This is a genomic window from Lunatimonas salinarum (assembly GCF_017811155.1).
GTDB classification, from domain to species: Bacteria; Bacteroidota; Bacteroidia; order Cytophagales; family Cyclobacteriaceae; genus Lunatimonas; species Lunatimonas salinarum.
Window position 1 is genome coordinate 140659 of sequence record NZ_JACVCV010000014.1, and the last position, 14227, is coordinate 154885.

At 45.2% G+C, this 14227-nt stretch carries 13 protein-coding genes; 9 read left to right on the top strand and 4 right to left on the bottom strand.

Annotation, left to right across the window (positions count from 1 at the left end):
• Window positions 1–125: 125 nt before the first annotated feature.
• From IAQ59_RS16705 to IAQ59_RS16715, 3 genes are all read right to left on the bottom strand, one after another.
• The gene (locus IAQ59_RS16705) at window positions 126–695 is read right to left on the bottom strand and encodes a gluconate 2-dehydrogenase subunit 3 family protein (protein ID WP_209331978.1); all 570 of its coding nucleotides are present in this window, start codon (window positions 693–695) and stop codon (window positions 126–128) included.
• Between the two features lie 18 nt (window positions 696–713).
• Entirely contained in the window at window positions 714–2393 is a 1680-nt protein-coding gene (locus tag IAQ59_RS16710) for a GMC oxidoreductase (RefSeq protein ID WP_209331979.1), read from the bottom strand.
• 120 nt (window positions 2394–2513) lie between these two features.
• Entirely contained in the window at window positions 2514–3794 is a 1281-nt protein-coding gene (locus IAQ59_RS16715; protein ID WP_209331980.1) for a nucleoside permease, read from the bottom strand.
• A gap of 269 nt (window positions 3795–4063) precedes the next feature.
• Between IAQ59_RS16715 and IAQ59_RS16720 the strand changes: the two genes are divergently transcribed.
• The 9 genes from IAQ59_RS16720 (at window position 4064) to IAQ59_RS16760 (ending at window position 13131) form a co-directional block, all read left to right on the top strand.
• Window positions 4064–5230 (top strand): Gfo/Idh/MocA family protein, encoded by a 1167-nt coding sequence (locus IAQ59_RS16720; protein ID WP_209331981.1) that lies wholly within the window; start codon window positions 4064–4066, stop codon window positions 5228–5230.
• 15 nt (window positions 5231–5245) lie between these two features.
• Window positions 5246–6301: a sugar phosphate isomerase/epimerase family protein gene (locus tag IAQ59_RS16725; protein ID WP_209331982.1), complete on the top strand. Its 1056-nt coding sequence runs from the start codon at window positions 5246–5248 to the stop codon at window positions 6299–6301.
• 22 nt (window positions 6302–6323) lie between these two features.
• Window positions 6324–6749, top strand: coding sequence for a c-type cytochrome (locus tag IAQ59_RS16730; protein WP_209331983.1), 426 nt, complete (start codon window positions 6324–6326; stop codon window positions 6747–6749).
• A 99-nt stretch (window positions 6750–6848) separates the two neighbouring features.
• On the top strand, window positions 6849–7589 hold the full coding sequence (locus tag IAQ59_RS16735) for a 3-keto-disaccharide hydrolase (protein WP_209331984.1): 741 nt from the start codon (window positions 6849–6851) through the stop codon (window positions 7587–7589).
• Window positions 7590–7796: 207 nt separating this feature from the next.
• Window positions 7797–8402 carry a Uma2 family endonuclease gene (locus IAQ59_RS16740; RefSeq protein WP_209331985.1) on the top strand — a complete coding sequence of 202 codons (606 nt, stop codon included), beginning with the start codon at window positions 7797–7799 and terminating at the stop codon, window positions 8400–8402.
• A gap of 671 nt (window positions 8403–9073) precedes the next feature.
• On the top strand, window positions 9074–9448 hold the full coding sequence (locus IAQ59_RS16745) for a BlaI/MecI/CopY family transcriptional regulator (RefSeq protein ID WP_209331986.1): 375 nt from the start codon (window positions 9074–9076) through the stop codon (window positions 9446–9448).
• Window positions 9445–11166, top strand: a complete 1722-nt coding sequence (locus tag IAQ59_RS16750) for a M56 family metallopeptidase (protein WP_209331987.1) — start codon at window positions 9445–9447, stop codon at window positions 11164–11166. Before IAQ59_RS16745 ends, IAQ59_RS16750 begins: the two co-directional genes overlap by 4 nt.
• A 201-nt stretch (window positions 11167–11367) precedes the next feature.
• Complete coding sequence (locus IAQ59_RS16755; RefSeq protein WP_245189666.1) at window positions 11368–12489, top strand: DUF4221 family protein; 1122 nt, start codon at window positions 11368–11370, stop codon at window positions 12487–12489.
• A 117-nt stretch (window positions 12490–12606) separates the two neighbouring features.
• On the top strand, window positions 12607–13131 hold the full coding sequence (locus tag IAQ59_RS16760; RefSeq protein WP_209331989.1) for a DUF4221 family protein: 525 nt from the start codon (window positions 12607–12609) through the stop codon (window positions 13129–13131).
• 57 nt (window positions 13132–13188) lie between these two features.
• Here IAQ59_RS16760 and IAQ59_RS16765 read toward each other — a convergent pair.
• Window positions 13189–14227 (bottom strand): DDE-type integrase/transposase/recombinase (locus IAQ59_RS16765; protein WP_209331990.1); only part of this gene is annotated, 1039 nt, incomplete at its 5' end.

A 14227-nucleotide genomic window follows, 5' to 3' on the forward strand; every position in this document is an offset into this window, starting at 1 on the left:
TATAATGATACAAAACACCGGGTAATAATCCAAAGAAAACACCTTTCAATGGTCAAGTGAGGTGAGAAAAGGGGGATAGAATGATTGGATTCTTTCCCCCTTCTTTTGTGGGCATTTTTTATACATTAAGTGGCCCAGGCCCGGTCACCTTTTTTGTACTCCATACAGGGGTCGTATCTGCCCGGTGTTTCCACATAGCGCAAGGCCTGCGTAGCACCTATTTCAGAAGTGAAGTAGCCCAGCACGGTCAGGTCCTTAAACATACCGATGTAGGCGGGGGTTTTATCGCCGCTGTTAAATTTTTCGATCGCTTTTAGGTTCAGCTCGTTTAGGTAGGCCGTACGTTCGTCTACGGTCGCTTTCATAAAGTCCTTGCCTAAGTCCGTCTTAAAATCTTTCCGGAGACTGTTTAGTCCGTTGATAAAGGTTTCCTGCTGTTCTTTATTGTAGGTATCTTTGACCATCATGGCCATAAAGGCACCTATTCCGGCAGCTTTTGCACCAGGCGTATCGGTAGTGGGGATAATGGCTTCACCTATCTCATCCATATAGGCCAGATCTGCACTGGAGAAGTCCAAGCCTTCTATGGTGTCTTCAGGAGCACAGCCGGTTAAGATCACGTTGGCTCCTACCATGGTACCTCCCATCATCAACACCACGCTTTTGAGCGCATCTCTTCTATTTATCTTGCTCATGTACGTTTCGTTTAGTGATTACAGATTTCTTTTCTTGAGTTCTTCCACCGCAAAGTTTGCGGCTCTTGCAGTCATGGCCATGTAGGTCAGTGATGGATTTTGGGCCGCGGCAGAGGTCATCGCCGCACCATCTGTCACAAAGACGTTTTTGGCATCCCATACTTGATTGTCGCCGTTTAGCACAGAGGTCTTTGGATCTCTACCCATTCGGGCGGTTCCCATTTCGTGGATACCCTGGCCGAAAGTGTATCCATTGTCGTAGGTGTTGATGTTTTTTACACCGGCAGCTTCCAGCATTTCAGCCGCGTCGTTCATCATGTCCACCCGCATTTTCTTTTCATTTTCTTTGATTTCGGCGTCCATTTCCAGTACGTACATACCCCATTTGTCCTTTTCGGTTTTGCTCAGCTTCACCGTATTTTCGTGATAGGGGAGGATTTCGCCGAAAGCTGTCATCCCGATGGACCATGGTCCCGGTTCTGTAAGTGCGTTTTTCATGGGTGCGCCGAATTGCAGCTCCGCTACATTTCTACTCCATCCACTGCGGCTTGCACCGCCCTGATAACCAAAGCCACGGACGTAATCACGTTTTTCGTTGCCCAAGTTACGGTACCGTGGTATGTAAAAGCCACCGGGTCGCCGGCCATAATAATACTTGTCTTCGTATCCTTCCACGAGCCCATTGGCTCCCAACCGGAAGTGGTGATCCATGACATTATGCCCTAATTCGCCCGAGCTGCTGCCCAATCCTTCCGGCCACACATCGGTGGCGGACCGCATCAAAATCGCCGTAGAGTTCAATGCTGAGGCACATAGGAAGATGATTTTTGCGTCAAACTCGATCACTTCGTTGGTTTCCCCGTCTACGATTTCTACACCGGTAGCACGCTTGGTATCCTTATCGTACACCAGGCGGTTCACGATGGACCAAGGGCGTAAGGTCAGATTACCGGTAGCCACTGCGGCTGGCAGGGTGGAGGACTGTGTGCTGAAGTATCCGCCAAATGGACAGCCAAGCGAGCATTTGTTTCGGTACTGGCATCCTGGCCTGCCGGGCAGCGGCTGCGTGATGTTGGCTACCCGAGCATGTACCATGGCTCGTTCGCCTTTGAATGAGTCTTTTATTCGTTTGGCCACGTCTTCTTCCACACAATTGAGTGGGAAAGGAGGCATAAAGTCTCCGTCGGGGAGAATGGGGAGGTTGTCTTTGCTTCCGGCTATCCCGGCAAATTTTTCTACATAACTGTACCAGGGAGCCAGATCTCTATACCGTATAGGCCAGTCTACGGCAATTCCTTGCTTTAGGTTTGCTTCAAAATCCTCGTCAGCCCATCGGTAACTTTGCCTGCCCCAAAGCAGAGACCTTCCGCCCACTTGGTAGCCTCTAAACCAAGTGAAGGGCTTCTTCTCCACATAGGGGGAGTCTGATTCGTGGGCCCACCAGTCTAGATTTAGTTCGTTCAATACATAATCCCTCCGGAGGTTCGGGTGGTTTTCCAGCATTTCAACTGTCCTTCTGCCTCGGTGGGGCACTTCCCAGGGACTCAGGGTAGCGGTCTTGTAGTCTTTGACGTGTTCTACCATGGGGCCTCTTTCCAAAAGAAGTACCTTTAATCCTTTTTCAGTCAGCTCTTTTGCCGCCCAGCCGCCACTGATGCCGGAGCCGACGACAATCGCATCATAACTCTGATTCGCCATATATTTTTTTTATTTTAGGTTTTCGTTGTTGAAGACAACAAACATATTTATAAAATACCTTTGCCGCAAAAAAGCGAACAGAATATCGGTATTTTCTAGCAATTAAGTTACTTTGATGGGTCACTTTATACTTAACTTGTTTTTAATTTCAATGTTTCTTTCGGCTTTGCGGTCAGCGGTGGCCTTTTCGAAATCCCGATCTTTGAAGAATAGCATAAACAGGATCGTTACTGCCAATGCGATAGCCGAAGGGATCAGCCAGATGTATTTCCAATCGTGCCCATTGGCATGCGCATAAGCGTCAGAAACGATCCCGGCTATCCAAAAGCCAATCAACATCCCAATCCCGTAAGTAGCCAGGGTGATGAGTCCTTGGGCCGCACTTTTGTATCTTGGGCCTGCCTTGGAGTCGGTATAGATTTGTCCAGAAACAAAAAAGAAATCGTAGCAAATCCCATGAAGCGCAATACCAATGATAAGCAGGTAAGTGCCGGAACCGGCATCTCCATAGGCGAAGAAGATATATCGTATTACCCAAGCGAGCATGCCCACGATCAAGGTGGTCTTTAATCCAAACTTACGGAAGAAAAGGGGCATCAAAAGCAGGAATAACACTTCCGAAACCTGGCCTATGGTCATCATCCCAGTAGGGTTGGGTAGGCCAACTTCGGAAAGAAAGGGGTTCGCATTTTGGTAATAAAATGCCAGTGGGATGCAGATTAGTACGGAGGAGATAAAAAAGATGGCAAAGTCCCTGTTTTTTAACAAGGTGAGCGCATCCAGCCCCATGATCTCGGAAATAGAACGCTTTCCTGCCAGCGAAGCTTGTGGAGGCGTGTTGGGGAGACTAAAACAAAACAGTCCCAGCACCACAGAAGATATGGAGGACATCAGAAAAGTATTGCGCAACATCCCCTCGTCTATAGATCCAGGACTGTCCCATAGGAAGAAATAGCTGATGAGTAATCCGGCAGAAATCCATCCGATGGTTCCCCAAACCCGAATGGTACTAAACTCTTTAGCGGGGTCTTTCATTTGATTAAAGGAAACCGAATTGACCAATGCCAGAGTGGGCATGTAGATCAGCATGTACAGGAAAACAAACGGATAAAAACCGGCAAAGGAGTCCGCCCGAAACATCATAAACATCAGGAGCGCGCCAATCAAGTGGAGCACGCCCAGGATTTTTTCGGCATTGAAGTATCGGTCAGCTATCAGCCCGATGATGAAAGGTGCGATGATGGCTCCAAAGGATTGGGTGGAAAAGGCCGCCGCCAATTGGGTCCCGCTGGCTTGGAGGTTGTTTCCCAGAAAGGTGCCCAGTGTAACAAACCACGAGCCCCAGACGAAAAACTCCAAAAACATCATCAGGGATAGTTTGATTCTAATAGGAGATGTCATAGGATTTAAAGCTAGTTGGTAACCTTAGCGCCGTCTAAAAGACGCAAGGGTAAAGTAATGGATAATAAATTTATAATTTTACCATTTTAGTGTAAATTTAGGACTTGATGAAAGTGGCTTTTTTGTGTGGGTCATTTGCGGCAACCGGTTTAGAATGGCATATGCAATGGATTTTAGCCCTTATTTCATCCAATCCCCGACGTAATATAAAAAGATTTGTAGAATATTTTCTTACAGTTCAGCAACCAATTAAACCAAAGAGTAAAAGAATGAGCGACAAAAAACTAAAAATGGGTATGATCGGTGGGGGCCCTGGATCCTTCATCGGTGCGGTTCACCGCATTTCGGCTGCAATGGATGGTCTGATAGAATTGGCTGCAGGAGCTTTCAGCAGCAATGCAGAGAAATCCCGGCAAACAGGAAAGGAACTTTTTTTGCCCGACCACCGCGTGTATGGATCCTATGACGAAATGTTCGAAATGGAAAGACAGCTTCCCCAGGATGAACGAATCGACTTTGTGGCCATCGTGACACCAAACCATGTGCATTTCGACCCAGCGGTGAAAGCGTTGAAAAACGGCTTTCATGTGGTGTTGGATAAACCCATGACATTTACCTACGAGGAGGCGAAGGCGCTCGCTAAAACCATCGACGAGACGGGATTGCTTTTTTGTCTTACCCATACGTACACCGGTTATCCCATGGTAAAGGAAGCTAGACACCTCATTAAATCGGGTGTGCTCGGGAAAATCCGAAAGGTATACGTAGAGTATCCGCAGGGATGGCTTTGGACAGACTTGGAAAATACCGACTATAAACAGGCAAAATGGCGCACAGACCCCAAGCAAAGTGGTATTGCCAACTGTATGGGGGATATCGGTACCCATGCCTTTAATTTGGCGGAGTACGTGAGTGGTCTGAAAACCACCAAAATCTGTGCCGACTTGAACATCGTTGTAGACGGACGTACCCTGGACGATGATGGTTCGGTATTGCTAAAATACGACAACGGTGCATCGGGCGTCCTAATGGCCACGCAAATAGCTACTGGCTCGGAAAACAATATCAAAATAAGGGTGTTTGGAGAAAAGGCCGGCTTGGAGTGGGAGCAGGATAATGCCAACACGCTGATCGTGCGTCATCCTGAAGCACCTGACCAGATCTACCGTACCGGTGGAAACATACCCTACCTGTCCTCTTGGGCCATGGAAAACCTGCGTACACCGGGTGGGCATCCCGAGGGATACCTGGAAGCGTTTGCTAATCTGTACAGAAATTTTGCGAGAACGCTATACGCCAAACGAAACGGTGAAACACCTAAGGTGGAGTGGCTGGACTTTCCCGGTGCGGAGGATGGACTTCGAGGCATGGCATTCGTCGAACATGTGGTTAAAAGTGCCAAAAGTGAACAAAAATGGACTAACTTTGAACTTTAAAATAACTTAAACGCTATGAAAACCATCAAAGGACCTGCGTTGTTTTTAGCTCAATTCGCAGACGACAAAGCCCCATTCAATAACCTTAAAAATATCACCACCTGGGCGGCCAGCATAGGCTATAAGGCAGTGCAGATCCCAACTTGGGACGCACGTCTGATAGACCTGCAGCGTGCGGCCGAAGACCTGGACTATGTGAACGAGATCAAAGCCGTAGTCAAAGAGGCCGGCGTGGAGATCTCCGATTTTTCTACTCACCTGCAAGGGCAACTGGTCGCAGTTCATCCGGCCTATAACGAAATGTTTGATGCCTTTGCACCCAAGGAACTTGCCGGTGACCTAAAGGGAAAAACCGAATGGGCCACGCAGCAGCTCAAGTGGGCGGCCAAGGCCTCCCATAATTTTGGGCTGAAGACCCATGCTACCTTTAGCGGTGCCCTGATGTGGCACACGGTGTACCCTTGGCCTCAGCGACCTGCGGGTCTGGTGGATACGGGATTTGAGGAGTTAGCGAAACGGTGGCTGCCGATATTGGATGAGTTTGACAAGTATGGAGTGGATGTATGTTACGAGCTGCACCCAGGGGAAGATCTGCATGATGGCGTGACTTTTGAGAAGTTCTTGGAAAAAGTGAATAATCACAAGCGCGCGAACATCCTCTACGACCCCAGTCATTTTGTGCTGCAATGTTTGAATTACCTAGATTTTATAGATATTTACCACGAAAGAATCAAGATGTTCCATGTGAAGGATGCTGAGTTCAATCCAACGGGTCGTCAAGGCGTGTATGGGGGATATTCGGGCTGGGTAGAACGTGCCGGACGTTTCCGTTCGCTAGGGGATGGTCAGGTTGATTTCAACGGGATATTCAGCAAGCTGTCTCAGTACGACTTTGATGGTTGGGCGGTATTGGAATGGGAATGTGCCCTGAAGCATCCCGAAAACGGAGCCATTGAAGGGGCCAAGTTTATCAGCGAAAAGATCATTCGAGTGACTGAAAAGACGTTTGACGATTTTGCGTCTACAGGTGCGGATGAAGGCTTCAACCGAAAAATATTAGGAATCAGTTAAAATCAAATACAACCAATTAAAAATGAAGTTAAATAAAACCTTAAGCTTGGCTGTGGTTGCGGCGGCAATTATGGCAACATCCTGCGGTGGTTCTGGGACTAAAACAGAAACAACCTCATCCACCCCAGCTCCAGCGGCACCTGCCCAGCAAGAAGTGAGTCCAGAGGAAAGGCACAAGGATAATCCGGATTTTGCGGCAGGACTTGCTCTCGTGAAGCAAAGCGACTGCCCCAGCTGCCACATGGTGGATCGTAAGATCGTAGGGCCTGCTTACAACGATGTATCAGAAAAGTACGAGCTTACTGATGAAAACGTGGAGCTCCTGGCCAGCCATGTGATTAATGGCAACGTGGGCGTTTGGGGAGAAATCCCCATGCCAGCACACCCAACTCTTTCCAAGGAAGACGCCGAGCTAATGGTTAAGTACGTCCTGTTACTTAAAAAGTAGTTAGGGTGTGAAGTAGAATAGAGAATCCCGTTTCCGGCTTTTTACGGAGGCGGGATTCTTTTTCTGTTTTAATTCTGCAATAAACTAACCCCCATAATTATGAAAAATTATCATTTATTGCTCGCAGCGGCAGGACTGGCACTCGCTTCCTGCGGAGGATCGGAAAAAGCTGGCGAAGGCCAAGCGGATGCACCCAAACTTTCGGCCACGGAAGGCAGCGAATGGATCACCCTTTTTGACGGGACCTCCTTGGACAACTTCAAGGGATATGGGAAGGATGCCCCCGGAGAGGCTTGGACTATTCAGGATGGTACCCTGTATTTTCAGGGTCAGCGCAAGCGGGCGGAAGACTTAACAGGTGGCGATCTAGTGACCAAAGAGACGTTTTCGGACTTTCACCTGAAGGTGGAATGGAAAATCTCCGAAAATGGCAATAGCGGTATCATGTTTCTGGTAAAAGACAACGGCGAATATCAAGCTACCTATCATACAGGTCCCGAATACCAGTTGCTGGACAATGACGGGCACCGAGATGGGCAGATCGTGACCCACAGGACTGCCAACTTGTACGATCTAATCGCTTCCGAGGTGGAGCCTGTTAAGCCGGTTGGAGAATGGAACCTGACCGAAATTGTGCTAAAGAACGGAGAACTCACTTTTTTCCTTAATGGGGTGCAAACTGTAAAGACTACTCTCTGGAACGATGCATGGAACGAGATGGTAGGCAAAAGCAAGTTTAAGGATATGCCGGACTTTGCCAAGTTCAAGGAGGGGGCTATTTCTTTCCAAGACCACGGTGATGATATCTGGTTTCGGAATATTCAGATCAAAAGACTTTAAACGAACCCTATTTTGCTTAAAAGAAACCGCTCCCAAAGGAACGGTTTTTTTGTACGCTGGATTGAAGGAAACACGACATGTGGCTTTTTGCGTTTTTATAGTAAAATTCAAGAATCCAATAGATGTTTCCATCATCGGGAGCTATTTCTCCCAGAATGGATTGGTTTTTATTATTTTTATAACTCATTCAAATAGTTTGTATATCCTATGGAAACGCAACCTGAAAGAAACATAGTCAACGAACCCGACTTTGCTTACGGTTCCTACAACTACGCGGATTATCTTACCTGGGAGATAGATGAAATGGTAGAGCTGATCCGTGGAAAGGTGTTTCGGCTGGCAGCCGCACCCCGTGTGATCCATCAGCGGATATCGGGTAGAATTTTCAATACCTTGTATAATTTTCTCGAAGGGAAGCCCTGTGAAGTGTTTTCGGCGCCGTTTGATGTTCGGTTGCCGGTAGCTTCAAAAAGGAATGAGGACATCGACACCGTTGTGCAGCCGGATTTATGTGTCGTTTGTGACCCGGAGAAGATAGACGAACGTGGCTGTCTAGGGGCCCCGGACTTAATTGTGGAGATCCTTTCTCCCGGCAACAACAAAAAAGATATAAAGTTAAAATACGAGGTGTATGAGGCTTCGGGAGTGAAGGAATACTGGGTCATCCATCCGGATGAGCGGACCTTACTCATTTATACACTGACGAGCGGCAGCTATCATTCCTCCCGTTTATTCACCCTGGGTGATAAGGTAAGTTCTCAAGCCGTGGCTGGATTTGAGCTGGAGTTGGATGATGTGTTTGGAGGATTATAGTAAGCTCTTTTGGCTACGGATCTTCAACCTACAATTTCCAAAAATAACATGAGGTATACCAAATTTACTTTGTTCCTTTTTCCAGTATTCCTGTTTCAAAACTGTGGAAATAAAGGTGATGAGGATACCTTAGCATCTACCAAAACGATAGAGATCCAGAAGGATTTTTTGTTTGGCGATTCACCGGAATGGGGAAGAGGAAAGAAATCCAATGATCCTGTTTTACCGGATACTATCCCATAAATAGCGGCGCTCTACGATTGATTGGCAGTGTACCGGATCAATATCTCCTTAGGTCAATGGAGTACCCATCTAGGTGTTTTTCCAGAACCGAAATGCTAGGTATAGATTTTCGGTAATACTTATGGCCTTCCATTGAGTAATTTTACTCAGTATATTGAGTAAATTTTTTATAAACCCCTTTTAATACTGATATTCAGGTGATTATTAGATATTTTTTATCCCTGATAAACCAATAAATGAAAGCCGTAAGGTCTGCCATTCAAAACAAATCCACCTCGTCATTGCCTTCCCGCCAATAACAAACAAAACGGAGTGAAAATAAAGCGTGATTCAAATTCTCCTCAGTCAGTTGCGAAATTTTTAGTCCGTAATTTTTAATTCTTATTTTATGTTCTATATTTGTAGAACAAATTCTATAAAACTAGAGAATGAATCTTTCAAACGCTGAAGAGCAACTTATGAATTTGATTTGGGAAAAGAAAGGCAGAGTCTTTATGAAGGATATCTTGGAATCCTATCCCGATCCCAAACCAGCCAATACAACTGTGGCCACATTACTGAAGCGGCTGCAGGACAAAGGAGCCATTTATTTTGAGCTGTATGGCAACTCCAGGGCATACTTCCCATTGGTGGACAAGAACCATTATTTCTCCAAAAAGGTAAACGTTATGATCAAAGACTTCTTTAACGATTCCCCCGCCCAATTTGCTTCCTTTCTCACGAAAGAAACGGAATTGGATACGAAAGAATTGGAAGCACTAAAAAACATAATCGAGGAACAACTTAAATTCCAAAAGCCATGATAGCGTTTATCGTTAAGGCTAGTATTGCCTTACTTATTTTCTATGTTTTCTACCGAGCTTTTTTGGCCAGGGAAAGCATGTTTCAGTTCAACAGATTCTATCTGCTATTTGCGCTCAGCTTTTCACTGATTGTTCCGTTTCTTCATATGCCATTTGGTGTCCAAGTCGCGGAAAACTTATTTTCTGAGCATACGGAGGGATTCACCTCTGTGGAAGAAGAGGGGAGTTCCGCAGAAGTAAAAACACAGCCTTTTGGCTTGGATCAAGGGGGGAATGAAGGGAAATCCCAAATTCCAACCGTAACGGCCTTAAACTGGAATGCTATATTTTTGGGCATTTATTTGATCGGACTCATCTTCTTTTCAATCCGCTTTACACTACAACTAGCCCAACTCATTCGATTAATACGAACTAATCCGACCAGAAAGGATACTGAATGCACCTATGTGCTGCTACCCGATAATACCATACCCTATACATTTTTGAACTTTCTGTTTGTTGAAGAGGAATCTTTCCAACGGATTGAAAAAGAAATCCTATGCCATGAACTGACCCATATTCGCCAGAAACACAGTTGGGATATTTTGCTGGTGGAATTTCTTAAAATTGTTTTCTGGTTTAATCCACTATACCTACTCTATAAGCAGGCGATCCAGCTTAATCACGAGTTTCTGGCAGATGAGGCCGTTAATGCCACCTTCCGGGAAAAAACAGCATACCAGTGGCTTTTGTTACACAAAACTTCCGGTAAGCAGGGTGCCATGTCCATGAGTAGTCCATTCAGTTTTTCCGCCACCAAAAGCAGGATAATTATGATGGGAAAATTCAGTTCACCTCTAAAATCCAGTGTACTCAAATCGGTCAGTATGTTGATAGCTGCTTTCTTGACCGTTTTTTTGTCATCCAGTCGACAATTTGAATCCACATCGTTTCAATCCACGCCATTTCAATTGACGCCGTTCGAATCTGCAAACGAGTTTGAAAAATCGCTTTCCGAGGGATATAACGATGGGGATCAATATGAATTGGACCTGAATAAATTGAATTTGTATGCAATCCGGGAGGCCTATCTTGCCTTGGATGAGCATGAAAAATTTACCGGTACAGAGTTTCCGTTTTTTGAGCCGTTGGCATTTGAGAAGATGGTAGCATTGCAGCAAGCTTATCCCGAAGTGAAAACGAGCATTCTTTATGAAAGGTCTCCCGAAAAAAAGGAAATCAAGAAGGAAGTTTTTGAACAGTGGAAAAAAACAAAGAATATCTCATTGACGATTGATGATATCGAAAGAGACGTGTCGGAGTTGAGCAAATATCAGTCGGAAGATTTTGCCATGTTTCTTGTTCGTGAAACGGAGAAAAAAGGTTTTCTAAAAAAAGCGGCCTACAATGTATCACTGATGACCCATGAATATTTTCATGGAAAATTTTTTAAGGCAGTGAAGAAAGCTACAGCTGTCCAAGCTGAATATCCAAGTGCTCACAAGGTACAGGTATTCTTTGGACGCAACAACATAGTTGAAAGAGACGGGAAAATCACCAAGATCGCTCCCGAGAACTTTGAAGCCACTATCTTTCAGCAATTGCGGATCATTGATCCCGTTGAGTTAATTTCGAATATGGGACACATTATTCGTGAAAACAGGCAGCAAAGCATTACAATTGCCATACTGAGTAACGAGGGCAGAGGGGTAACCGTAATGCCTTTACCAATCAACTGATACAATTCTGAGGGTTCATTAGAGCGTCTTTGATGGATATAGTGAGGCGGAGCTAATCCATTTATCTCCGTTTGAGGCTCTTAGTATAACCCAAGTGGTATACTTCATCAGATTGATCAGATCAGCGGCCATCTTTTCGGATGGGCCTGACAACGTAAATGAATTAGCAAATTTTGAATTATAAATTAGAGAAAGATATCTATGCGGTATTTATTTTATTTGATTTTTGGGGTGTTAATATCGTGTAAAGAAAGTATTGTTAAAGATAGCTCGGATTATTTTTCCAACCTGCAATTTTCGGTAGATACCGTGATCATTGATCCGGTTGATGAAATTATCTTTTTAAAACACCAGCTTTTGAATTCGGACATGGGCACGGACGGAACATACTTTTATAATTTTAATGTTGATGACCATACCCTTGAAAAAGTTAATCTGGATGAGCTGCGCCTGGAGGAAAAATTTCCTTTTGAAAAAGAAGGACCTAACGGCACCGGTCCTGGAATAGGAATAATGGGAGTTATCGACGAAAGTCATGTTTCCATAACGGGGATGTATCATAGCTCATTATTTTCTATGGAAGGAGAGAAATTAATGACTGTTTATTATGAAAACTTCTCTTTGGCGGATTGGCATAGTGGGGGAGATCTGTTAATGGGAAGTAGTGTGTTATTGGATCCCGATTCCAAGCGATTATATGGATTGATCCAAGAATATGAGGATAAAAAGTTTGTATTGAGAGTGCTCCATTTGGAGGAATATGAAACATCAAGGGTGAAACTAAAAAGCTTTGATAAGATGCCTGAATATAGCTTTATGTATTATATTGGAAAAAGTACAATCCATCAAACACCAAAAGTGGGTATAGAAAAGTTCGGTAAGAAAGTGATTTTGTCCAATGAAATCACGAGTGCTTTGATGTGGTATGACACGGAGGTGGACTCTCTTTTTATGAAATCATATACGAGCCAACTAACAGCCAACCAAAAAGAGAAAGAATACAGAAAGGTATATGAAACTCCCGAGGAATATAGGGTTGAATATGCCAGGTACAAACAAGAGATTAATTTCATGCCGCCGTTTTGGGATCGGGACGGTCAACTATTTCTCAGGTTTTCCTATATTGAAAATGAAAGCAGAACAGATGTGTTTTTAACGGCTTATGACGCGGAATTAAACCAACTTGGAGAGACATTTGTCCCGCAGCTGACCAAAAGACCGGCAAAGCATTTTGCCAAGGATGGCAAAATTTGGATTTATGAAAATATGAATGACGAGATGGGTTTTGTTCGGTTAAAGATTCAACGTGAGATTTACTTTTAGTTATTTTTTCTAGAAGGTTAAAAATGGTTAAACCTAACTGTCAGGAAGTGGAGTATTCCGCTAATTTGAATAGGTTTACACACGTATATTTTGTCCTTATGTAGATCAAGCAATGTCATGAAGAGTCTACCTATTTTAGTAATCATTTTAATTTTCATTTCTTGCCAAACGAAGGATAAAGAGCTTGATAGCACTGAATTTGCCTATTTGGTAGATACCGTGATGATTGATCCCGGCGATGAAATTCTTTTTTTACGATATAGGCTAATTAGTGCCGACATAAGCAGTGACGGGAAATACTTGGTTAATTTTAATTTAGACGACCATACCATTGAGAAAATCAACTTGGATGAGCTGCGGCTGGAGGAAAAACTCCCTTTTGAAATAGAAGGGCCAAATGGAACAGGTAAGCATGTTAATTTTATCAATGTATTAAAAGGGGATTCCATTTTTATCAAGTCATTTGGTCAATCTGCCCTGTTTCGGGAAAATGGGGAACTGGTCAAAAAGGTTGACTGGATGAACGCCATAAACGGAGATAGTTTACGGTATGGGGAAATGCCAACGAATGAGCTGGCCATAGACCGAGGTGATTTGAAGGTTTTTGGATTACACTATAACAATGGTCTAGCCCCCTATTAATCGGACTTTATTTTTTTTGATATTGCATTATAATGCCGTAAGGTTCGATATTTGGCATTAGCAGGAAACGACCGAAGGTGACCTTTGCACCGATGTCGTATGATTTGGAGTGTTGGGCCCCTCGGGCAGATCGGGCCCACTCACTTCTTTATCGGGCAAATTTTCGCCCCCGTTGAGGGGGTTCAAATTTGAGCAGGAAACTTCCCTCAGGCTCCCATTACCCGATATGGTTTGGTAAGGGATCTTGAGCCTGAATTTAACCTTATTTTTCCCTTTTTCCAGCATATCGATTTTTTCCTGATCCCAAAGCTCCCAGAACTTCATCGGCCACAGGTATGCGATGGAGGCGTGTATACGCCTGTTGTTATAACTGTCGTAGAAGGTGGCCAGTCTGCCCTCCAACTCGTCTATGGACCAGAAGACCTGATTCTTGAGTGCCTGGTTCAAGATGTTGTGGAAGCTTTCCACGTGGCCGTTTTCCTGGGGCGTATACGGGTGTGTGAACACCTGGTTGATGTAGTTTTCCCGGAAAAACTCCCGGATCAGGCCCGCCCCGAACTGGGGGCCGTTGTCGTTCCTCAGTTCCACATGTATGCCCCTGGCCAGCAGGTCTGCAGGCTGCAGATGTTCGGCTATTATCCTCTCCCATGCCCCTTTTACCTGGTCCTTTCTCATATGGAAGCCCAACTGCCAGTGCAGTACTGCCCGGGTGAAGGTATCGATGACGGTAAGGATGTAGGCATGGCGCCTGTCCCTTGTGATCCAGACCTGCTTGATGTCCATCTCCAGTACTTCCAGCGGTGCCTTCGGCGTCACTGTCCTGAAACGCACGTACTTCCGCTCCGAGCGTTTGTGCCTGGGTTTGAGCAACTGTGCGGCTTCCATGAGCCGGTAGACTTTCTTGTGGTTGATGATGAATCCGAGGATAAGGAGCTGAAAGGTCATCTTACGGTAGCCATAGTCGGTATCGGGGTCGGCCTGTATTTCCTTTACCGCTTCAACGACGGCATCGTCGGGGCACTCCTCTCCGCCCAACGGGGTGTGCCTGAACACCGTGCCGGTCCTGCGGCGGCCCCGTTTGCCTGTTTTTGGCCTG